The sequence below is a fragment of the Streptomyces sp. NPDC016640 genome, from assembly GCF_043076215.1.
In the GTDB taxonomy this organism is placed as follows: Bacteria; Actinomycetota; Actinomycetes; order Streptomycetales; family Streptomycetaceae; genus Streptomyces.
The window spans coordinates 236159-257914 of record NZ_JBIBRG010000008.1; the positions used below are offsets into that span (position 1 = coordinate 236159).

Below are 21756 nucleotides of genomic sequence, written 5' to 3' on the forward strand. Positions count from 1 at the left end.
GCTGCGCACACGGCCCGGGGGGCGGGCCCGCCGCGCCGTCGGACGCGGTCGTGGGCCCGCCCCCCGGGGACGGCCGGTACGGCGGCCGACCGCGCGATCGCCGGTCGCCGCCGTGCCGATTACTGCGGGGTCATCCGCTGCACCATGTCCGGGTGCTCCTCGAGCCAGGCGGCGACGGCCTCCTCCTCGTGGCCCTGGCCGCGGTCCTTGATCTCCGCCTCCAGGGTGCCCAGCTCGTCCTCGCTCATGTGGAAGCCCTTGATCCACTTCGTGAGCTGCGGGTACTGCTCGGGGAACTTCTCGCTCGCGATGGTGTGGATGGTGTTCCCCTCGCCGAAGAGCTTCTTGGCGTCCTTCAGCTTGGTCAGCTCGTACTCGGTGTACGCCCAGTGCGGCGACCACAGCGTGACGGCGATGGGCTCCTTCTTGGCGTAGGCACGCTTGAGCTCGGCCAGCATCGCCGGCGTGGAGCCGTCGACGACCTCGTACTCCTCGTCCAGGCCGTACCCCGGCAGGACCTTGGTCTTGAGCAGGTTCATCTCACCGGTGCCCGGCTCGATGCCGATGATCCGCCCGTCGAAGAGGTCGGCCTTGCCCTTGAGGTCCTCGAGGGACTTCACGTCCTTGACGTAGGAGGGCACGGAGACCTCCAGCGAGGTGGGCTCGTACCAGGTGCCGAGGTCGGTGAGTCTGTCCTTGTTCTCGTCCCAGTAGTTCTTCTGCGCGTGCGGCAGCCAGGCGTCGAAGTTGAGGTCGAGGTCCCCGGAGGCGAGGCCGGTGTAGACCGGGCCGACGTCCATCTGCTTGAGGTTCAGCCGGTAGCCGCGCCGTTCCAGGACGTTCTTCCACAGGTAGGTGACGGCGATGTCCTCGTCCCAGGGGAACCAGGCGATGTCCAGCGGGCGCTTCGCCTCGGCGGGGGCGGCGGACGCGACCGGGGCCAGCTCGTCGACGACGTCCGGGTTGGCCTTCAGCCAGGTGCGGACGGCGTCCTGCTGCCTGCCCTTGCCGGCCTTGTTGATCTCGGCCTCCAGGCCGGTCAGCTGCTCCTCGGTCATCGAGAAGTCCTTCAGCCACTTCCCGACGACGGGGTTCTCGCCGGCGAAGCCCTTGCGGGACAGCGTGTGCACGCCGTCGCCCTTGCCCCAGGCGCCCTCGGGGTCCTTCAGTTTCTTCAGGTCGTAGTCGCTGTACGCCCAGTGCGGCGACCAGAGGGTGACGAGGACCGGTTCCTTCTTGCTGTAGGCACGCTTGAGCTCGGCCAGCATCGCCGGCGTGGAGCTGTCGACGACCTCGTACTCCTCGTCCAGGCCGTACTCCTCGAGGACCTTGCTCTTGAGCAGGCCCATCATGCCGGCGCTGGACTCGATGCCGGTGATCTTCCCGCCGAAGCGGTCCGCCTCGCCCTTGAGGTCCTCGAGCGAGTCGATGTCCTCCATGTACGCCGGGACGCTCAGCTCCAGCGACGTCTCGTCGTACCAGGCCCCGAGGTCCTCGAGCCGCTCGCCGTACTTCTTCCAGTACGCCTCGTGGGTGGTGGGCAGCCAGCCGTCGGTCTGGAAGTCGACGTTGCCCTGCGCGAGCGCGGTGTAGAGCGGTCCGGCCTCGAACTGCTTGGCCTCGACCTCGAAGCCGCGCCGCTCGAGGATCTCCTTCCACAGGAAGGTGGAGGCGACGGCCTCGTCCCAGGGGATGTAGCCGATGGTGATCTTCTTGCCGTTGCCGACGTTCCCGCCGTCGGCGGTGGTGCCGGAGCCGTCGGCGGCGCTGCCGAACACCCCCATGCCGCCCGCCACCAGGGCGAGGACGACGACACCGATCACGGCGACCTGCGGGCGCGGCCGGTAGGACCAGATCTTCAGTCCCTGGGCGGCGCGTGCCTTGGCGGCGGCGCGGCGGCCCAGCGGGGAGACCTGGGTGCCCAGGGCGCTGGTCATGCGGTCCAGGTAGATCGCCAGGATGACGATGGCGACGCCGGCCTCGGAACCGAGGCCGATGTTGAGCTGGCCGATGGACTCGATGACCGCGCCGCCCAGTCCGCCGGTGCCGACCATGCCGGCGATCGCGGCCATGGACAGGCCGAGCATGATGACCTGGTTGACGCCCGCCATCACCGTCGGCAGCGCCAGCGGCAGCTGGACGCGCAGCAGGGTGTTGCGGGGGGTGGTGCCGAACGCCTCGGCGGCCTCGACCAGTTCCTTGTCGACCTGGCGGATGCCCAGCTCGGTCATGCGCACGCCGGGGGCGAGCGCGAAGATCAGGGTGGCGACGATGCCCGGGGCGGGGCCGGTACCGAAGAACAGGATGGCCGGGATGAGGTAGATCATCGCGGGCAGCGTCTGCATGAAGTCCAGGATCGGCCGGACGAATCCGCTGACCCGGTCCGAGCGGGCCGCCCAGATGCCCACCGGCACCGATATGACCAGCGCGATCACCGTGGCGACGATGACCAGCGCCAGCGTCACCATCGAGTCCTCCCACAGTTCGAGGGAGTCCAGGAAGGCGAACCCGGCGAAGGTGAGGACACCGGCGAAGGTGCCGCGCAGCCAGAAGGCGATCACCGCGAAGATACCGGCGAGCAGCAACGGCTCGGGCGCCTGCAGGACGGCGTTGACACCGTCGTAGGCGCCGGTGAAGACGGCCTTGAAGAAGTCGAACAGCCAGGTCACGTTGGCGAGCAGCCAGTCGACGGTGCTGTTGACCCAGTCGCCGAGCGGAATCCTAGGCACTGGCCATCACCTTCTCGCCGCCCTTGTCCCGCGAGGAGTCGCAGACGCCGGGGGCGGCCTCCTCGTCGCCGAGGAACCCGATGAGCCGCTGCCGGGGCACGACGCCGACGACCGCGCCCTCCCGGTCGAGCACGGCCACCGGGTGCGGCACCCGGGCGCTGATCGCGCACAGGTCGGTGAACGGCGTCTCGGGCGTCGCGGTCTCGCAGCCGCAGTCGGCCTCGTCGCCGCGCACCTCGCGCTCCATCACCGCGCCGGCGGTGAGCACGCGGGAGCGGTCGACGTCCTGGGTGAAGGAGGCCACGTAGTCGTTGGCGGGCCGGATCAGGATGTCCTGCGCGGTGCCGATCTGCACGATGCGGCCGTCGCGCATCACCGCGATGCGGTCGCCCAGGCGCATGGCCTCGTTGAGGTCGTGGGTGATGAAGACGATCGTCTTCTTCAGTGTCTTCTGCAGTTCGAGCAGCTGGTCCTGCATGTCGCGGCGGATCAGCGGGTCGAGGGCGCTGAAGGACTCGTCCATCAGCAGCAGGTCCGCGTCGGTGGCGAGCGCGCGGGCGAGGCCGACACGCTGCTGCATGCCGCCGGACAGCTCGTCGGGCCACGACTTCTCCCAGCCGGCCAGGCCGCACAGGGCGAGCGCCTCGTCGGCGCGGGCTTCGCGCTCGGCGCGGGGCACGCCCTGCACTTCGAGTCCGTAGGCGGCGTTGTCGCGGACGCTGCGGTGCGGGAACAGCGCGAAGTGCTGGAAGACCATGCTGATCTTCTTGGAGCGGACCTGGCGCAGCTCCCGGTCGGGCAGCGCGGTCAGGTCCTGGCCGTCGAAACGCACATGTCCGGCGGTCGGCTCCAGCAGGCCGTTCAGCATGCGCAGCAAGGTGGACTTGCCGGATCCCGAGAGGCCCATGACGACGAAGATCTCGCCCGGCTCCACGGTGAAGGAGGCGTCGATGACGGCGGCGGTGGTGCCGTCGGCGCGGAGCTCCTCCCGGTCCGCTTTCTTCTCACGCAGTCGTTCGACCGCCTGGTCCGGTCGTCTGCCGAACACCTTGAACAGATGCTCGGCCTCAAGCCTGGATGACACGCGTACCTCTTGTCTCGACGGCGGATGGCGAAGCGGTGCCCGTCGGACCTCACGCGGCCCACAACAGTTGAACCTGTAACCGGCATCGCTCCGGGGCCGCGCCTTCCCGCTTTTGCACAAGGCAAACGTGCGTGTGTGACGGACCGCGTCGATCACGCATGACGCAGCCCGTCGTGCGGGGCGTGACCGGTGAGCCGTCCGCGGGCCGCTGTCGGTGGTGTGCGGCATGATGCGGGGCGTGACCGGACGACTGATGCTCCTCGACACCGCCTCCCTGTACTTCCGCGCCTACTTCGGCGTCCCGGAGTCCGTCAGGGCCCCTGACGGCACGCCGGTGAACGCCGTGCGCGGACTGCTCGACTTCATCGACCGCCTGGTCAAGGACCACCACCCGGACCACCTGGTGGCCTGCATGGACGCCGACTGGCGCCCGCACTGGCGGGTGGAGCTGATCCCCTCCTACAAGGCGCACCGCGTCGCCGAGGAGCACACGGCGGGTCCGGACGAGGAGGAGGTGCCCGACACGCTGTCGCCCCAGGTCCCGGTCATCGAGTCGGTGCTCGACGCGGTGGGCATCGCGCGCGTGGGTGTCGCCGGCTACGAGGCGGACGACGTGATCGGCACGTTCACCGCCCGGGCGCCGGGCCCGGTCGACATCGTCACCGGCGACCGCGACCTGTACCAGCTGGTGGACGACGCGCGGGGGGTGCGGGTGCTGTACCCGATCAAGGGCGTCGGCACGCTCCAGGTCACCGACGAGGCGGCGCTGCGCGGGAAGTATGGGGTGGACGGCAGGGGGTACGCGGACCTCGCGCTGCTGCGCGGTGACCCGAGCGACGGTCTGCCGGGTGTGCCGGGCATCGGGGAGAAGACGGCGGCCAAGCTGCTGGCCGAGTTCGGCGACCTGGCCGGGATCCTGGCGGCCGTGGACGACCGGCGGGCCAAGCTCACACCGTCGCAGCGGGAGCGTCTGGATCAGGCGCGGCCGTATCTCGCGGTCGCTCCCAAGGTCGTCCGGGTCGCGGACGACGTCCCGCTCCCGGACGTGGACACGGCGCTGCCGCGCGCCCCCCGCGACCCCGCGGCGGTGGAGTCGCTGGCCGCCCGCTGGGGCCTGGGAGGTTCGCTGCAGCGTCTGCTGACGACCCTGTCGGCGTGAGCCGCGGACACGGCCGAACCGGACGGTCCGTCCGCCGATGAGGCGTCGACCGGAATCGAGGTGCTAACTTAGGTAACCCTAACTGTGACAGCTGGGAGGCCCTCATGGCAGAGCGACCGGGACGCTCACCGCGCACGCCGCACACCGCCGAGGTCGTCCGCACCGAGCGGCTGACCCCGCACATGCAGCGCGTGGTGCTCGGCGGCGAGGGCCTCGCCGGCCTCACCGCGGACACCTGCACCGACCACTACGTCAAGCTGCTGTTCCCGGTCCCCGGGGTGACCTACCCCGAGCCCTTCGACATGCGGCGCATCCACGAGGAGTTCCCGCGCGAGCAGTGGCCGGCGAGGCGGACCTACACCGTGCGCCAGTGGGACGCGGAGCACCGGGAACTGACCGTGGACTTCGTCATCCACGGCGACCAGGGCCTGGCCGGCCCCTGGGCGGCGAACGTCCGGCCGGGCGAGACCGTGCGGTTCCTGGGCCCCGGCGGCGCCTACGCCCCGGACCCGGCCGCCGACTGGCATCTGCTCGCCGGCGACGAGAGCGCGCTGCCCGCGATCGCCCGCTCCCTGGAGGCGATGAACCACCGCACCAGGGCGTACGCCTTCGTGGAGATCGCCGGTCCCGAGGAGGAACAGAAGATCGACTCCGACGTGGAGGTGCGCTGGCTGCACCGCGGCGGGCGCCCCGTCGGCGAGGCGCTGGTGGAGGCCGTCCGCGCCCTCGACTTCCCCGAGGGCCGGGTGCAGGCCTTCGTCCACGGCGAGGCGCACTTCGTGAAGGAACTGCGCCGTCTGCTGCGCGTGGAGCGCGGCATCCCGCGCGAGGACCTGTCGATCTCCGGGTACTGGCGGCTCGGCCACAACGAGGACGGCTGGCAGGCCTCCAAGCCGGAGTGGAACGCCCGTATCGAGGCGGAGCAGGAAGGGGTGCGGGCGTCCGCCTGACCTCTCCCGGGACGCCGACCGGGTGAACCGGGCCCCTTCGCTCCGGCCGCGGCGGCGTGGCGATGCGGTGCGGGGCGCGGCGCTCCCCCAGGATCCGGGCCCGTGGCACACACCTTCGACGAGCTCGTGGCCAAGCAGCGCGCGGCGGACGAGGCACACGCCCGGGTACGGCGGCTGCGGGAGGCCTACGGTTCGCCGACCCGGACCAGGTGGAGCGGGCGTCAGACCAGCACCTGGGAGACGGCCTGGCGGGCCTGGCGCGATCTCGCCCGCGACGTCCGGATCGCGGTGACCGAGTACGCCCGGGCCGAGGGCCGGCCGCTCCACGAGATCGAGGCGGAGCTGAAGCGGGCGACGGCGCACGGGGAAGGCGGCGGTTCCGGCTGAGCGGTCCCCGTACGCTTGCTCTCCGTGAGACGCAGACGCGCGGTTCCGCCCTCCCCCCTGCCGCAGCGCGAGGGGGTGGACCCGGTGCGGGTACGGCTGCCCGCGGGCGGGGAGTGGGCCACGGTGCGCGAGCATCTGGTCCAGCGGCTCTCGGCCGGCGCCGGTGTCATCGACGCGATGTTCGCCGCGGGGCTGATCGTCGGGGCGGACGGGCGGGCCGTACCGGCGGACACGCCGTACACGCCCGGCCTGTTCCTGTGGTTCCACCGGGAGCCGCCCGAGGAGGTGGCGGTGCCCTTCCCCCTGGAGATCGTCCACCGGGACGAGCACATCGTCGTCGTCGACAAGCCCCATTTCCTGGCCACCACCCCGCGCGGGGGCCATGTGACCCAGACCGCGCTCGCCCGGCTCCGCCGTGAGCTGGGCCTTGGGCAGCTGGGCGCCGCGCACCGCCTCGACCGGCTCACCGCGGGCCTGGTGCTGTTCACGGTGCGGCCCGAGGAGCGGGGCGCGTACCAGACGCTGTTCCGCGACCGGCTGGTGCGCAAGGAGTACGAGGCCGTCGCCCCGTACGACCCGGCGCTGGAGCTGCCCCGGACCGTACGCAGCCGGATCGTCAAGGAGCGCGGGGTGCTGACCGCCCGGGAGGTCGCCGGCGAACCGAACGCGCTGACCCGCGTCGAGCTCGCCGGCCACCGGGCGGACGGCCTCGGCCGCTACCGGCTGGTGCCCGCCACCGGGCAGACCCATCAGCTGCGGGTCCACATGAACGCCCTCGGCGTGCCGATCCTCGGCGATCCCCTGTACCCCGAGGTGACCGGCCCCGTCCCGGCCGGCGACTTCCGGCGCCCGCTGCAACTGCTGGCGCGGGCACTGGAGTTCACCGACCCGGTGACGGGCGTGGCGCACCGGTTCACCAGTGGCCGGAGCCTCGCGGCATGGACCGCGTACGAGGACTGGGCGGCCGGTCAGTAGCCGCGCCACCACCGCAGGAGACGCTGCCACGCGGACCCCGGCCGGTCCGGTTCCCCGGCCGCAGCCGGCGGCGGCACCGGTACCGGCGGCTCGACGTGCGGGGCGGGCCACACCGGGGGCACGGGTTCCGGCGCGGGCTGCGGCCGGCCGGTCCGGTCGGCACCGATGTGCCAGTCCTGTTGCGGGAACGGCTCGTTCTGGTGGCTCGGCCGCTGCATCACGTCCTGCGGCGGACGGGGCGTGAAGTGGACGGGCAGCTCCACGAGGTGCCGTGAGGCGATGGATTCGGTGTAGTGCAACTCGCTTTCGTCGATGCTCAGTTCGACGTCGGGCAGTCGCATGAGCAGGGCGTCGACGCCGACTTCGGCGATGGCGCGGCCGATGTCCTGCCCCGGGCACTCGTGCGGGCCGCCGCCGAAGGCGAGGTGCGAGCGGTTGCCCTGCATGTCGGCGGTGGGGTCCGGGCGGATGCGTGGATCGACGTTCGCCGGCAGGGGTGCGAACAGCAGTCCGTCGCCCTTGCGGATGCGCTGGCCGCCGAGTTCCGTGTCCTGCTTGGCGAAGTAGCCGAGGGTGGTGCTGAACGGCGGTTCGTCCCAGAGCAGTTGCTCCACCGCCTCCGGCACGGTCATCTGGCCGCCGTTGAGCTGGGCGCGGAAGCGCGGGTCGATCAGCACCTGGCGCAGCACGTTGGCGAGGAGGTTCGCGGTGGTCTCGTAGGCGGCGATGAGCACCAGTCTGAGGTGTTCCCTGACCTCCTCGTCGGTCAGTCCGGCCGGGTGGGTGATGAGGCGGCTGGCGAAGTCGTTCGACGGCTCCGCGCGGCGTTGGGCGGTGAGACGGCCCAGCACCTGGACGATGTACGCGTTGCTGGCGTTGGCCGTCTCGGTGCCCTTGATCATGTCGCGGGCGGCCTCGACGAGCCGGTCGTCGTACTCGTCGGGCATGCCGAGGATCTGGCACATCACGGCCATCGGGAGGTGCTCGGCGTACTGGCCGACGAGGTCGGCCTCGCCGTCCTCGCAGAACGCGTTGACGACGCGCTGGGTGCTGCGGTTGATGTGCCGGCGCAGGGTGCGGAAGTCGATGGTCGCCACGGCGGCGTCGAGGGCGCCGCGCAGCCGCTTGTGCTCGTCGCCCTCGGCGTGGGCGCAGATCGGCTGCCAGGCGATGTGCGGCATCAGCGGATGGTCGGGCTTGACCAGGCCCTCCCTGAGCGGGGACCAGATGCGGGTGTCGCGGCAGTACTGCCCGGGCGTGCGCAGCATCTGCTGGCTCTCGGCGTGGCCGAGGACCACCCACACCGGCACGTCGTCGTGGAGCAGGGCGGGCGCGACCGGACCGTGTTCGGCCCGGAGCTCCTCGTAGAGCTGCTTCAGGTCCCCCGACTCGTGCAGCCGGCGCAGCCCTCCGGGGCCGGAGCCGTGTGCGGGGCAGCCGGGGGGCGGGCCGGGCCGGGGGGCGTCCGTTCGGGCCGGGGAGGGGGATTCAGGCGTCACAGTGGTCGCTCCGAAGAGGGGGAACAGGGTTCGGGTCGGGGCGGGGCACGGGGATCAGGCGCGGGCGCCCGTCATGGTCAGCGAGTGCAGGAACCGCATCAGGGTCATCAGCACGTCACGACTGGAGGCCCGGCGCCGCACATCGCACTCGACGATGGGGATGTCCGCGGACAGGTCGAGGGCGGTCCGCAGGTCCGCGAGGGGGTAGCGGGGCGCGTCCGGGAAGCTGTTGACCGCGACGACGAACGGCACCCCGCGCTCCTCCAGCCGGCCCATGACGTCGAAGCTGACCTCGAGGCGGCGGGTGTCGACCAGCACCACCGCGCCGAGCGCCCCCTCGAACAGCCCGTTCCACAGGAACCAGAACCGTTCCTGGCCCGGGGTGCCGAAGAGGTACAGCACGAGCTGGTCCGTGATCTTGATGCGGCCGAAGTCCATGGCCACCGTGGTGGCCGTCTTGGACGCGGAGCCGAAGTCGTCGTCGACCCCGATGCCGGCCTGCGTCATGGTCTCCTCGGTGGTCAGCGGTTTGATCTCGCTGACCGAGCCGACCATGGTCGTCTTGCCGACCCCGAATCCGCCCACGATCACGATCTTCGCCGCGGACTGTGCCGTGTGCGGCAACTGGTCCTCGGCCCGCGGGCCCGGGATGGTGTCAGAGCCTTTGAAGTCCATGCATCACCGCTTCGAGAAGGGAACGGTCGGCGACCGCCTTGCGGGCGATCGGGGCCCGCGCCTGCACCAGCTCCGCCGCCAGCATCTCGGTGAGCAGCACGGTCACCACGCTGAACGGCAGGCTGAGATAGGCCGACAGTTCGGCCACGGACAGGGGGGCGGCGCACAGCCGGAACAGCGCCGCCTGCTCGGGGGTGGCGGAGGGCGGAGGGTCCGGGGAGCGCGCCACGATCAGCGTCACGAGATCGAGGTCCGCTCGTTGGCCGTCCGCGCCGGCGACCACGTACAGCCGCTCCGGGTTGCCGCCCTCGCCCTCCTTCCTGGCCGGTCCGGCCGGTTGCGGAGGGGGTTCGTCCCGGGGAAAGCGCCTCTGGCGTTGCGGAGGAGTCATACGGTCTGCCCGTTCCGTCGGGGCGGACTGGTCAGATGGGCGCCGATGCGGACGACGAGGTCGCGCATCATGCCGCCCATGCGGCCCGGTTCGCAGGTCATGTCGGAGAGCACCGCGAGATAGGCGTTGGCGCCGGCCGCCATCAGGTAGAAGTAGCCCTCGTTGATCTCGATGAGCACCATCTTCATCTCGCCGTCGCCTCCCGGGAGTTCCTGGGCGACGGCTCCGGCGAGGCTCTGCACTCCCGCGCAGGCCGCGGCGACGCGGTCGGCGGCGTCGGGCTCGCCGCCGTAGCGGGCGATGCGCAGACCGTCGGCGGAGAGCACCACGATCATCTCGACGCCGGGTACGCCGTCGGCGAGCTCCTTGAGCATCCAGTCGAAGTTGGCTCGTTGCCGGATCACTTGAGGTCCCCCTCGTCATCGGCCTCGGTGCGGGCCGGTTCGTTGATGAGATGCAGGTAGGCGGTGGGGTTGCGGGTGAAGTCGGTGGGGTGGACGCCGGGGTCGAGGCCCTGCTTCATGCCGTCCCAGAAGGCGTCGACCCACAGTCCGGGTTCACGGTCGTTCCTCTTCTTCTCGGGCTCGGGCGTGGCCCACGGGTCGTGGTACGTCTCGCCCCGCGCCTCGGCCTCCTGCCGGGCCTGTTCGGCGGCCGCCGCCTCGGCGTACCGCTGGGACAGCGGGGTCTTCACCCGGCTGCGGCGCTGCGGCAGACCGCCGGCGGTCCACTCGGTGACCTCGGGGACGTCGTCCTCCATGGCGACCGTGGCGGGGATGCGCGGGCTGGTGGGCCGGCGCTTCTTGGGCGCGCGCTCGGGGCCCGGGAGGGCGTCGACGGGGCGGGGGACGGCGGTCGCCCCGATGCCGTGGGCGAGGCCCACGCCGGGCTCGTCGGTGATCATCTCGCTCGGCACGACGAGGACGGCGCGGACACCTCCGTAGGCGGAGGCGCGCAGCGAGACCTGCATGTCGAACGCGGTGCAGAGACGGCCGACGACGGCGAGGCCGAGGCGCGGGGACTCGCCGAGGTCCTGGAGGTCGACGCCCCGCTGGGCGCGGTCGAGCATGCCCTCGATCCGGGCCCTGGCCTGCTCGTCGAGGCTGACGCCCGAGTCCTCGATCTCGATGGCGACGCCGGTCTGCACCTCCGTGGCGGTGACGTGCACCTTGCTGGTCGGGGGCGAGTAGCGGGTGGCGTTGTCGAGGAGTTCGGCGGCCGCGTGGATGACCGGCTCGACGTAGATGCCCTTGATGTTGATCTTGGCGATCGACTTCAGGTCGATGCGGCGGTACTCCAGGATGCGGGACATGGCACCGCGCAGCACGCTGTAGAGCGCGACCGGCTTGGGCCACTGACGTCCGGGGCGGCCGCCGCCGAGGACGGAGATGGAGTCGGCGAGGCGGCCGATCAGCGCGGTGCCGTGGTCGATGCGCAGCAGGTCGTCGAAGACCTCGGGGTTGCGGCCGTGGTCCTCCTCCATCTCCCGCAGTTCCTTGGCCTGCTGGTGGACGATCGCCTGGACGCGGCGGGCGATGCTGACGAAGGAGCGCTGGGAGGACTCGCGCAGGTTCTCCTCGTCGTCGATGATCGTCAGCATCGTCTCCAGCAGCTTGAGCTGGTACTTCGGCAGGTCGCGCCAGGCCGGGTCGAGCAGGTGCAGGTGGCGGAGCACCTCACCGGGGTCGTTGCCGCGGTGCAGGTGGTCCAGGGCCGCGGGCGCGACCCGCCGGGTGAAGTACTCCGTCTCCGTGTCGTGGGCCGCGATCCGCGCCTCCAGGTGTGCGCGGTGGCGGTCGTGCTCGGCCTGCGCCCGGCGCAGTGCCCGGCCGCGGCGCACCGCCTCGGCCGCGGCGACGGTCACCAGCAGGGTCGCGACGGCGCCGCACACACCGACGGCGATCCGGGCGGGCTCCGTCACCAGGGCGACGGCGGCTCCGGTCGCCGCGGCCATCACTATGGCCGGCAGCAGCAGCACACGTGCATAAGGAAGGTGGACACTCGCCATGGGGGCCCTCTGAAGCGAATCGACTGGTGGTCGGGACTTGCGCATAGGGGAACAAGCGCCCGAATTCATCTCAACTCGGTGCGCTGCGGGCGAGCTTAGTCCGGCAGGATCATCGCCATGTCATATTCAGCAAGTGCCGGAAATGACCTTCGGGGCAGGAGTACGCTCAGGTCATTTAAACGGTGCGCGTCCATTCGAACACACTCGGTCACCGCACACGGGTGTACGAAAACCACTCACCGTCACGGGTGAGGAAAGCCCTGCCGTTTTGATCCTGCCCGTGGAGCCGGCCGGTGACGCTCCGGACGAAGGCACGGCGAGGGCACACGGAACGCAGAAGCCCGGCGCGCCGGGGGCGCGCCGGGCTCCGGGACGGTGTCGGCGGCGGGTCACCCCACCGACGAGTAGGCCACCACACCGCGCAGCAGCGCGTCCACCGCCTTGCGGGCGTTCCTGGCGACCGACGAGCCGTCGGCGGCGGGCGCCGCGGCCGAGATCTGGCCGAGCACGTCGATGACCTGCTTGCACCAGCGCACGAAGTCCCCGGCCGGCATCTCCGCCTCGCGCAGCACCTCGTCCAGACCCTTGCCCGAGGCCCACATGTAGGCGGCCCAGGCGAAGCCGAGGTCGGGCTCGCGCTGGCCCACGCCCTCGGTCTGGCTGATCCGGAAGTCCTCCTCCAGGGCGTCCAGCCGGCCCCAGATGCGGACCATCTCGCCGAGCGCCGCCTTCGCCTTGCCCGAGGGCACCTTGGGCGCCATCGCGTCGTCGGCGACCCTGGCCTCGTACACCAGAGCCGACACGCAGGCGGCGAGTTCGGCGGGGGCGAGCCCCTCCCAGACGCCCTCGCGCAGGCATTCGCTGGCCAGCAGGTCGAGTTCGCCGTACAGCCGCGCCAGCCGCTTGCCGTGCTCGGTGACCTCGTCGCCGCGCAGGTAGTCCATCTCGCTCAGCAGCGCGACGATGCGGTCGAAGGTGCGGGCGATGGTGTTGGTCCGGCCCTCGATGCGCCGCTCCAGCTGCGAGGTGTCGCGCAGCAGCCGGTGGTAGCGCTCGGCCCAGCGGGCGTGGTCCTCACGGTCCTGGCAGCCGTGGCACGGGTGCGCCCGCAGCGCCTTGCGCAGGCGGGCGATCTCCCGGTCGTCGGCCGCCTGGGAACGCGTCCTGCGGTGCCCCTCCGCGGTGATGTGCCCGGCCTTGGTGCGCAGCGCGGAGGCGAGGTCCCGACGGGACTGCGGCGAACGCGGGTTGAACGACTTCGGGATCCGCATCCGCTCCAGCGCCTCGACGGGCACCGGGAAGTCGATCGACGCCAGCCGCTTGACCTGCCGCTCGGCGGTCAGCACCAGCGGACGCGGACCGTCGTGGTGCTCGAGGCCGCGGTGGCCGTTGGAACGGCCCGCGGGCAGCCCCGGGTCGAGGACCAGCGCCAGCCCCGCGTACTTGCCGGTGGGCACGTGGATGACATCGCCCGGTTTCAGCTTCTCCAGCGCGACGGCGGCCTCCGCGCGTCGCTGCACCGCGCCCTGCCGGGCCAGCTCGTTCTCCCGGTCCTTCAGCTCTCGGCGCAGCCGCGCGTACTCCTCGAAGTCGCCGAGGTGGCAGGTCATGGAGGCCTTGTAGCCCTCCAGCCCCTCCTCGTTGCGCTGCACCTGCCGCGAGATGCCGACGACCGACTTGTCCGCCTGGAACTGTGCGAACGAGGTCTCCAGCAGTTCGCGCGAGCGGTGCCGGCCGAACTGCTCGACCAGGTTGACCGCCATGTTGTACGACGGCTTGAAGCTGGAGCGCAGCGGATACGTCCGCGTGCCGGCCAGTCCCGCCAGGTGTTCGGGGTTCATGGCGCGCTGCCACAGCACGACCGCGTGGCCCTCGACGTCGATGCCGCGCCGGCCGGCCCGTCCGGTCAGCTGGGTGTACTCGCCGGGGGTGATGTCGGCGTGCTGCTCGCCGTTCCACTTGACGAGCTTCTCCAGCACCACCGAGCGGGCGGGCATGTTGATGCCGAGGGCGAGCGTCTCGGTCGCGAACACGGCCTTCACCAGCCCGCGTACGAACAGTTCCTCGACGACCTCCTTGAACGTCGGCAGCATGCCCGCGTGATGGGCCGCGATGCCGCGCTCGAGCCCTTCCAGCCACTCGTAGTAGCCCAGGACGTGCAGGTCCTCGGCCGGGATGGAGGCGGTGCGCTCCTCGACCAGGGCGCGGACCCGGGCCCGCGCCTCCTCGTCGTTCAGCCTGAGGCCCGCGTACAGGCACTGCTGGACGGCGGCCTCGCAGGCGGCCCGGCTGAAGATGAAGGTGATCGCGGGCAGCAGGCCCTCGGCGTCCAGCCGCTCGATGACCTCGGGCCGGCTCGGCGTCCACACGCGCGAGCGCTGTCTGCGCTCGCGCTCCCGGTCGGCCTCGCGCAGGTTGCCCCGCCCGCGCTTGCGGTCCCCCCAGGACGGGCGGCTCGCCTCCAGACGGGCCATGCGCGTGAGGTCGGGGTTGACGGCCTTCTTCTGGCCCTCGCCCTCCTCGAACAGGTCGTGCAGCCGGCGTCCGGCGAGCACGTGCTGGAAGAGCGGCACGGGCCGGTGCTCGGAGACGATCACCTCGGTGTCACCGCGGACGGTGTCCAGCCAGTCGCCGAACTCCTCGGCGTTGGACACCGTCGCCGACAGGGACACCAGGGTCACCGACTCGGGGAGGTGGATGATCACTTCCTCCCAGACGGCGCCGCGGAAGCGGTCGGAGAGGTAGTGCACCTCGTCCATCACCACATGGCCGAGGCCGAGGAGGGTCCGGGAACCGGCGTACAGCATGTTCCGCAGCACCTCGGTGGTCATCACGACCACCGGGGCGTCGGAGTTGACGCTGTTGTCGCCGGTGAGCAGGCCCACCTTGTCGGTGCCGTAGCGACGGCACAGATCGGCGTACTTCTGGTTCGACAGCGCCTTGATGGGCGTCGTGTAGAAGCACTTCTTGCCCTGCTGCAGAGCGAGGTGGACGGCGAACTCGCCGACGATCGTCTTGCCGGAGCCGGTGGGCGCGGCGACCAGCACGCCCTTGCCCGCCTCGAGCGCCTGGCAGGCCTCTGTCTGGAAGGGGTCGAGGCCGAAGTCGTACATCTCGCGGAAGGAAGCGAGCGCGGTGGCCTGCTCGGCAGCGCGCCTGCGTGCTGCCGCGTACCGCTCGGCCGGTGAGAGGTCCTCTGTCATCGTGCTTTCGAGCGTACCGGGCCGCACCGACAAGGGGACGATCATTATCCGGATCGATTGCGGTGAGACGTGGCAAGCGTCCAGCTCAGGGGCCCACGACCCGCACGGCCCCGCGCACGCAGTGCGCGGTCAGCGGCAGCGGACCGAGCGGCTCGCCGTCCGCGTAGCCGGTGACCGACTCGGCGGCGAGCTCCACCCGCGCCGCGCGGAACACGGTGACCTCGGGGCGGTCGACATGGGTTCCCCGGTACACCGTCGGGAACACCCGCAGCAGCGTGGCCCGGCCGCAGTCCCCGACCACCGTGACGTCGAACAGCCCGTCGGTGAGATCGGCGCCGGGACAGATCCGCATGCCGCCGCCGTACGACGATCCGTTGCCGACGGCGACCAGCGTCGCCTCGACCTCCCGGGTGTCGCCGCCGTCCAGGGTGATCCGGTAGGGGAACGGGCGGAAGGCGGCGAGCTCGGCGGCCATGGCGAGGTCGTACCTGAAGCGCCCCGCGGGCAGCCGCATCCGGTTGCCGCGGTCGTTGACCCGCGAGTCGAAGCCGGAGGCGAGGACGGTGCCGAACCAGCGGTCGCCGACCCGCCCGAGGTCGATGTCGCGGACCCGGCCGGTTCTGAGGGCGTCGGCGGTCATCCGGGCGGCGGCGGCCGGATCCCGCAGCGGCATGCCGAGGGCGCGGGCGAAGTCGTTGCCCGTACCGGTGGCGATCAGGCCGAGCGGGGTTCCGGTGCCGACCACGGCCCGCAGCGCCAGGTTCGCCATGCCGTCGCCGCCCACCGCGATCAGGGCGCCCGTGCCCTCCTCGACGGCGGCACGCGCGCGTGCCAGGGCGTCCTCGGTGTTCTCGCCGAGGACGGTCCGCACCGAGAAACCGGCGTCCCGCAACGCGGAAGCGGCCGGCCGCGCCGCGCGGGCGCCCCGGCCGCGACCCGCGGTGGGGTTGACGAAGAGGGTGATCTCGCTGGTCACGGAAGTGACCCTATGAGCTGCGGGCCGATCCTCAGGTCACGTCGTCATAACCGTTGACCCGGTCCTTGGCCGTCTGCTCGGGCAGGGCGGCCACGGGTTCCACCGGTTCGACGGCCTCGGGGACGAGATCCAGCTCGGACGCCTCGTCGTCGGCGGGGCCCAGCGCCTCCAGCCGACGCCTGCGGCGGTCGTTGAGCAGGGACAGGGCCACCGCGCCGAAGTACAGGATCCAGATCGGCCCGGCGAGCGCCATCATGGTCAGCGGGTCGGTGCTCGGCGTGGCGATGGCCGCGAACAGCGTGATGCCCATGATCATGCCGCGCCACCAGCCGAGCATCCGCTTGCCCGTGATGGCACCGGTGAAGTTGAGCATGACCAGTAGCAGCGGCAGCTCGAAGGAGAGGCCGAAGACGATCACCATGCGCGTGACGAGGTCGAGCAGATCGTCCAGCGGCAGCAGGTTGTCGACGCCGAACGGCGTGAACGTGATGAGCACCTCGGCGGTGGTCGGCAGCACCGCGTACGCGAAGTAGGCGCCGGCGAGGAAGAGCGGGAAGCCCGTCGCGACGAACGCGTAGGCGTACTTCCTCTCGTGCCGGTGCAGGCCGGGGGCGACGAAGGCCCACAGCTGGTACAGCCAGACCGGCGAGGCCAGTACGACGCCCGCCATCAGGGAGACCTTCAGCGCCAGCGTGAACGGCGTGAGCAGACCGTTGATCGTGATCTGCGCGCACGGAGCCGCGTCGTCCGTGGCGCGGGCGAGTTCTTCGAACGACTGCGCGCACCCGACGGACTCGAGGACCGGCTCGGTGAAGAAGTTGATGATGTCGTTGTAGAAGAAGGCTGCCACGACCGTGACGGCGACGATGCCGAGCAGCGCCTTCGCGAGCCGGTTGCGGAGCTCACGAAGGTGCTCCGCGAGGGGCATCCGCCCCTCGGGGTCCCTCTCCTTCTTGCGGGCAGACTTGAGCAACCCACGTTCCCATCTCGTGCGGCGGGCCGGAGCGTCCCCGGCCCTGCGTCAGCGCTTGGTGGTGTCCGTCGGCTCCGTGACCGGGCGGGAGCTGGTCACGTCGCCGGGGGCGGCCTGGATGGTGCGCTGCGCCGGAGGCTGCTCGCCGGGGGCCGGCGGATCGGCGGGGGCGGAGGACTTGTCCTCCTTCATCGCCTTGGCCTCGCTCTTGAGGATGCGGGCGGACTTGCCGAGCGACCGCGCCATGTCCGGAAGCTTCTTCGCGCCGAACAGCAGGATGATGACGACGAGGATGAGAATGATCTCGGGGGCTCCGAGCCTTCCGAACATAAGTCTTTACCTTCTCACCGAGGCTGCTGGGGGTGGGGTGCCGTCCGATCGGTCGGACATGTGTCCGAACGACCGTGTCGTCAGCGATCGTAACGCTCGGGGGTGAACGTGAGGCAATCCCCTTGCGTACTCCCGTCCGCGGTCCGGGCCTCGTTCTCCGGGCCGCGATCAGCAGCGTACCTGCCGGGGCCCGGGAGGTGACAGGGCGAAGGGAGCCCGAGCGGCGTGGGGGAGAACACCCCGAGCGCTCAGAGCGCTTCGGCGGAGCGGGCGGCGCCGGCCGCCGCGCTCTCCAGGTCATCCGCCGCCCGGCTGATCCGGCGCGCCGAATCCGTCACCTGTCTGCCGAGGCGCTCCGCCTCGACGAAGACCCGCACGGCGAGCACCCCGAGCACCAGCAGACCCAGGAACCCCACGGCAACCGCGAACATCGGCCAGAACATGAGGGCGAGCCTAGACGGTCGAGTGCAGCCGCAGTGTGCGGACCCCGCCGCCGGTCAGCAGCTCGACGATCCGCTCCCCCGCCGGCTTGCGGACGGCCGCGCCGCACTCGGGGCAGGTGAAGGAGTAGAAGGTGGTGCGGCTGGTGGCGCCGATGGCCAGACGCAGCGCGCTCGCGGCGAGCTCGAAGCGCTCCCGGCAGTCCGGGCAGCCCGCCCGGAACACCACCGGCGCCACGCTTCTCATCCCGGCGAACGCGGACGCCGCCGTCATGCCCCGCGCTTCTGAGGTCGCCGACTCGCTCACAGCCCTCGCTCCTGCCTGTCGTCCCGCCCGTGCCGCGTCAGCTGCGGCCCGTTCATCCGGCCGTCTCGATGCCGTCGTACGCCGCCAGCGCCTCGCGGGCGGCCTGCCGGGCACTGTCCGCCAGCTCGTGCGGCTCGACGATGCGGCCGTCGCGGCCGAGCCGGAGCGCCAGCCGTCTGAGCGAGGCCGGGTCCGGCGTGCGCAGGGTGATGCGCAGCCCGCCGTCCGGCAGCTCCTCCGCGCTGTCGTGCGGGTAGTACTCGGCGACCCAGCGCCCGCCCGGCGCGACCTCGACGACGACCTCGGGGTCCTCGGCCGCGGGCTGCACCAGCCCTTCCGACAGGTCCCGCAGCTCCACCTCGGGCGGCGCGGACGGCTCATCGAGGATCCTGATCTCGGCCACCCGGTCGAGCCGGAAGGTGCGGCGCGCCTCGGAGCGGCGGCACCAGGCCTCGACATAGGTGTGTCCGACGCTGACCAGGCGGATGGGATCGATCTCGCGCTCGGTGACCTCGTCACGCGCCGGCGAGTAGTAGCGGATCCACAGTCTGCGCCGCTCGGCGATGGCCCGGTCGACGTCCGCGAAGACGCCGCCCTCGGACTCGAAGGTCACCGACAGCCGCGCGCTGGCGCCGGCCGCCTCGCCGGCCGCCGTCTCCACCTTGGCGGTGGCCCGCAGCAGGGCCTGCCGGTCGCCCTCGCGCAGTCCGGGCAGCGTGGCCACGGCACGGGCGGCGACCAGCAGGGCGGTGGCCTCGTCGGCGGCGAGCCGCAGCGGCTCGGCCGCCTCGGCGCCGAGGGCGGCCGGGTTGTGCCACCAGATGCGCTCGCCGTCGGTGTCGATGTCCAGCAGATCGCCGCCCCGGAAGCTGGTGCCGCACATGGGCAGCACGTCGAGGTCGGAGACCAGCTCGTCCTCGGTGATGCCGAAGGCGCGCGCCACGTCCTCGATCCGGGCGCCGGGGCGCTCCCGCAGATAGGTCACCAGGGAGAGCATCCGCCGGGTCTGGTCGATGGCGTTCACGGGCCTGACCGGTTTGCCTGCCACGTCCTGTCCGCTCCCCCTCAGCCCTTGGCCACGGCACGCAGCCGGTCCACCACGTCGGCCCGCAGCTCGGCGGGCGCCAGGACCACCACGTCCGGTCCGAACTCCACCAGCCAGGCATCCAGTCCGTGCCCGTACGGAATCTCCAACTCGTCCCAGCCGTCGCCGAGTTCCCGGAGCACGGTGGCCTTCGCCCGAAGAGGGTAACCGGCGTCGGAGCGCAGCCGGATCCGCGCCGAGCGGTCGGCGGTCTCGCCCGCCCAGCTCGCCACGGTCTCCCGCACGGTGACGACGTCCGGCACCGGGACGGTGAACCGGCCGCTGCGCGAGCGCACCTTCCCGGTGATCCGGGAGAGCCGGAAGACCCGCTCGGCGCCCCGGTCGCGGTCCCAGCCGGCCAGGTACCAGTGGCCGCGCCAGCACTCCAGCGCCCACGGCTCGACGTGCCGCTGTCCGGGCTGGGCGGCGTTGGCCTTGCGGTAGTCGAAGACGACCGGGCGGCGGTCTCGGAGGGCCAGCATCAGCGGCTCGAACGCGGCCTCGTGCACCGGGATGCGCGGCTCCAGCGCGCCATGGGCCCCGTACGGGTCGACGTCCTCGGGGAGGCCTGCCGCGCGCAGCTTCTGCAGGGCGCCGCTGGCCGCTCCGGCGAGCCGGGCCTGCTGCCACACCTTGGCGGCGAGTCCGAGGGCGGCGGCCTCCTCGGCGTCGAGGGTGATGGGCGGCAGCCGGTTGCTGTCGCGGCGGGCCAGGTAGCCGGTCTCGCCCTCGAGGTTCTCGACGGTCTCGATGACCAGTCCCAGTTCGCGCAGATCGTCCTTGTCGCGCTCGAACATGCGGTTGAAGGAGTCGTCCGAGCCCGCCTCGAGGTAGGCCTCGATGGACTCGCGCAGCTCGCGCTTGCTGAGCGGCCGCCGGGTCCCGAGCAGACACAGCGCCAGATTCATCAGCCGCTCGGCCTTGGCAATGGCCATCGACGCGCTTCGCCTCCCTATGGTGCTTACGAGCGATGACCGTACCGCCCCGGGGTGGCGTGGTAAAAGCCGAGGGCCCACGCCCGGACAGGCATGGGCCCCGGACGATCGACTCCGGTCGGATCAGACGCCGAGCAGGTCGACCACGAAGATCAGGGTCTCACCGGGCTTGATCGCCGGGGTCGGACTCTGGTTGCCGTAGGCGAGGTGGGCGGGGATGGTCAGCTGGCGGCGGCCGCCGACCTTCATGCCCTGCACGCCCTGGTCCCAGCCCTTGATGACCCGGCCGCCGCCCAGGGGGAAGCGGAAGGGGGTGCCGCGGTTCCAGCTGGCGTCGAACTCCTCGCCCGTGCTGAAAGCGACGCCGACGTAGTGCACGGTGACGGTCTGGCCCGCCTTCGCGACCTCGCCGTCGCCCTCCCAGATGTCCTTGATCTCGAGGTCCGCCGGGGGCTCGCCGCCCGGGAAGTCGATCTCGGGCTTGTCGATGCTCACGTCTAACGCTCCTGCTTGTCTGCGGAAAGGCGAACACGCACAGTCTTACATCCTCACGGCGTCACAGCTTCGCGAGGATGTCGACCGAGAAGACCAGCGTGGAGTCCTTCTTGATGCCGCTGCCCTGCGGCGGCTCGTCGCCGTAGCCCAGCTCCGGCGGGATCACGATGAGGACCCGGCTGCCGACCTTCTTGCCGGTCAGCCCCTGCGCCCAGCCCTTGACGACCTGCTGGAGCGAGAACGACGTCAGCTGTCCCCGGCCGTAGGTGGAGTCGAACTCCTTGCCGCCGTCCCAGAGCACGCCCTTGTACTGCACGAGGACGCTGTTCTCGGCGCCGACCTCCTCGCCGTCGCCCTCGATGACGTAGCTCGACACGAGCTTCGTCGGGGCGTCCGCGTCCGGCACGTCGACGGAGGGGGCCTTGCCGTCGGTGTTGGTGCCGACCTTGGGCAGGTCGGTGTTGTCCTGGGCCACCTCGCCGCCCTTGGCGGAGCTCCTGGCGTTGAACGTGTCCTGCACGTCGACCACGAACACCAGCGTGTCGGTGCCCTTGATACCGGCCTGCTCGTTGCCCTGCTCGCCGTATCCCCAGGTCGGCGGGACGGCCATCTGGACGCGGCTGCCGGCCTTCTTGCCGGCCAGCGCGTACCGCCAGCCGTCGATGATGCTGCCCTGGGCGAGCTGGATCGCCAGCGGGGTCTTGCGGTCGTAGGAGTTGTCGAACACCTTGGCGGTGTTCCACACCTGGCCGAGGTAGTGGGCCACCACGAAGTCGCTCTCGGCGACCGTCTTGCCGCTGCCCGCGACGACCGTCTTGACCGCGAGCTGGCCGGAGGGGTCACCGCCGCCCTTGGCGACCGTCGGCTTCTCGCCGAACTCCGTCCCCGCCGTGATCGCCGGCAGCGGCCCGTCGACGATCTTGGGCGGCGGCGCCGCGCCCGTCTCCGGCGCCGAGGGCGAGGCGCTGTCGCTGGCCTTGCCGGAGTCGGACTCGTCGTCGCCGCACGCGGCGAGGGTGGCCAGTCCAGCGGGAACGGCAATGAGAAGTGAGCGTCGGCGCACGGTGGGGCCTCGTAATCGTCGATCTTGTGGATGGCGTCCGCGCAACTCTACGACGTGGGAAGGGCGCCGCACGTGTAACGTACGGCGCCCGTG

At 71.4% G+C, this 21756-nt stretch carries 21 protein-coding genes; 4 read left to right on the forward strand and 17 right to left on the reverse strand.

The annotated features are described in order from the left end of the window. Nucleotides 1–119: 119 nt before the first annotated feature. On the reverse strand, nucleotides 120–2729 hold the full coding sequence (locus ACF07S_RS18910) for an ABC transporter permease/substrate binding protein (protein WP_391974617.1): 2610 nt from the start codon (nucleotides 2727–2729) through the stop codon (nucleotides 120–122). Continuing rightward, nucleotides 2722–3813 (reverse strand): glycine betaine/L-proline ABC transporter ATP-binding protein, encoded by a 1092-nt coding sequence (locus ACF07S_RS18915; RefSeq protein WP_391964544.1) that lies wholly within the window; start codon nucleotides 3811–3813, stop codon nucleotides 2722–2724. The genes ACF07S_RS18910 and ACF07S_RS18915 overlap by 8 nt, the downstream gene beginning before the upstream one ends. 253 nt (nucleotides 3814–4066) lie before the next feature. Between ACF07S_RS18915 and ACF07S_RS18920 the strand changes: the two genes are divergently transcribed. From ACF07S_RS18920 to ACF07S_RS18935, 4 genes are all read left to right on the forward strand, one after another. After that, a complete protein-coding gene (locus tag ACF07S_RS18920; protein ID WP_391974669.1) occupies nucleotides 4067–4972 on the forward strand; it encodes a 5'-3' exonuclease H3TH domain-containing protein in 906 nt (301 codons plus the stop codon). Between the two features lie 104 nt (nucleotides 4973–5076). Further along, nucleotides 5077–5922 carry a siderophore-interacting protein gene (locus ACF07S_RS18925; RefSeq protein WP_391964545.1) on the forward strand — a complete coding sequence of 282 codons (846 nt, stop codon included), beginning with the start codon at nucleotides 5077–5079 and terminating at the stop codon, nucleotides 5920–5922. A gap of 102 nt (nucleotides 5923–6024) precedes the next feature. Further along, a complete protein-coding gene (locus ACF07S_RS18930; protein ID WP_391964546.1) occupies nucleotides 6025–6309 on the forward strand; it encodes a hypothetical protein in 285 nt (94 codons plus the stop codon). 24 nt (nucleotides 6310–6333) lie between these two features. Next, nucleotides 6334–7284 (forward strand): RluA family pseudouridine synthase, encoded by a 951-nt coding sequence (locus tag ACF07S_RS18935; protein ID WP_391964547.1) that lies wholly within the window; start codon nucleotides 6334–6336, stop codon nucleotides 7282–7284. Here the strand turns inward: ACF07S_RS18935 and ACF07S_RS18940 are convergent. From ACF07S_RS18940 to ACF07S_RS19010, 15 genes are all read right to left on the reverse strand, one after another. Continuing rightward, nucleotides 7278–8783 carry a cytochrome P450 gene (locus ACF07S_RS18940; protein WP_391964548.1) on the reverse strand — a complete coding sequence of 502 codons (1506 nt, stop codon included), beginning with the start codon at nucleotides 8781–8783 and terminating at the stop codon, nucleotides 7278–7280. The genes ACF07S_RS18935 and ACF07S_RS18940 overlap by 7 nt on opposite strands. A 54-nt stretch (nucleotides 8784–8837) precedes the next feature. After that, nucleotides 8838–9458: an ATP/GTP-binding protein gene (locus ACF07S_RS18945; protein ID WP_391964549.1), complete on the reverse strand. Its 621-nt coding sequence runs from the start codon at nucleotides 9456–9458 to the stop codon at nucleotides 8838–8840. Next, nucleotides 9439–9849: a DUF742 domain-containing protein gene (locus tag ACF07S_RS18950; protein ID WP_391974618.1), complete on the reverse strand. Its 411-nt coding sequence runs from the start codon at nucleotides 9847–9849 to the stop codon at nucleotides 9439–9441. The genes ACF07S_RS18945 and ACF07S_RS18950 overlap by 20 nt, the downstream gene beginning before the upstream one ends. Then, entirely contained in the window at nucleotides 9846–10253 is a 408-nt protein-coding gene (locus tag ACF07S_RS18955) for a roadblock/LC7 domain-containing protein (RefSeq protein ID WP_391964551.1), read from the reverse strand. The genes ACF07S_RS18950 and ACF07S_RS18955 overlap by 4 nt, the downstream gene beginning before the upstream one ends. Further along, nucleotides 10250–11857: a sensor histidine kinase gene (locus ACF07S_RS18960; protein ID WP_391964552.1), complete on the reverse strand. Its 1608-nt coding sequence runs from the start codon at nucleotides 11855–11857 to the stop codon at nucleotides 10250–10252. Before ACF07S_RS18960 ends, ACF07S_RS18955 begins: the two co-directional genes overlap by 4 nt. Nucleotides 11858–12246: 389 nt before the next feature. Further along, nucleotides 12247–15105, reverse strand: a complete 2859-nt coding sequence (locus ACF07S_RS18965) for a DEAD/DEAH box helicase (protein ID WP_391974619.1) — start codon at nucleotides 15103–15105, stop codon at nucleotides 12247–12249. A gap of 40 nt (nucleotides 15106–15145) precedes the next feature. Then, nucleotides 15146–16036 carry a diacylglycerol kinase gene (locus ACF07S_RS18970; protein ID WP_391964554.1) on the reverse strand — a complete coding sequence of 297 codons (891 nt, stop codon included), beginning with the start codon at nucleotides 16034–16036 and terminating at the stop codon, nucleotides 15146–15148. Between the two features lie 31 nt (nucleotides 16037–16067). Then, nucleotides 16068–17009, reverse strand: a complete 942-nt coding sequence (tatC, locus tag ACF07S_RS18975; RefSeq protein WP_391964555.1) for a twin-arginine translocase subunit TatC — start codon at nucleotides 17007–17009, stop codon at nucleotides 16068–16070. A 48-nt stretch (nucleotides 17010–17057) separates the two neighbouring features. Next, a complete protein-coding gene (gene tatA, locus ACF07S_RS18980; RefSeq protein WP_366402923.1) occupies nucleotides 17058–17339 on the reverse strand; it encodes a Sec-independent protein translocase subunit TatA in 282 nt (93 codons plus the stop codon). 248 nt (nucleotides 17340–17587) lie between these two features. Next, the gene (locus tag ACF07S_RS18985) at nucleotides 17588–17782 is read right to left on the reverse strand and encodes a hypothetical protein (RefSeq protein ID WP_391964556.1); all 195 of its coding nucleotides are present in this window, start codon (nucleotides 17780–17782) and stop codon (nucleotides 17588–17590) included. A 10-nt stretch (nucleotides 17783–17792) separates the two neighbouring features. After that, the gene (locus ACF07S_RS18990) at nucleotides 17793–18086 is read right to left on the reverse strand and encodes a hypothetical protein (protein ID WP_391964557.1); all 294 of its coding nucleotides are present in this window, start codon (nucleotides 18084–18086) and stop codon (nucleotides 17793–17795) included. A gap of 52 nt (nucleotides 18087–18138) precedes the next feature. Next, the gene (locus ACF07S_RS18995) at nucleotides 18139–19134 is read right to left on the reverse strand and encodes a helix-turn-helix transcriptional regulator (RefSeq protein ID WP_391974620.1); all 996 of its coding nucleotides are present in this window, start codon (nucleotides 19132–19134) and stop codon (nucleotides 18139–18141) included. Nucleotides 19135–19151: 17 nt separating this feature from the next. Further along, a complete protein-coding gene (locus tag ACF07S_RS19000; protein WP_391964559.1) occupies nucleotides 19152–20105 on the reverse strand; it encodes a helix-turn-helix transcriptional regulator in 954 nt (317 codons plus the stop codon). 123 nt (nucleotides 20106–20228) lie between these two features. Then, nucleotides 20229–20600 (reverse strand): FKBP-type peptidyl-prolyl cis-trans isomerase, encoded by a 372-nt coding sequence (locus ACF07S_RS19005; protein ID WP_006132299.1) that lies wholly within the window; start codon nucleotides 20598–20600, stop codon nucleotides 20229–20231. Between the two features lie 61 nt (nucleotides 20601–20661). Beyond that, nucleotides 20662–21663 (reverse strand): FKBP-type peptidyl-prolyl cis-trans isomerase, encoded by a 1002-nt coding sequence (locus ACF07S_RS19010; RefSeq protein ID WP_391964560.1) that lies wholly within the window; start codon nucleotides 21661–21663, stop codon nucleotides 20662–20664. Nucleotides 21664–21756 lie beyond the last annotated feature (93 nt).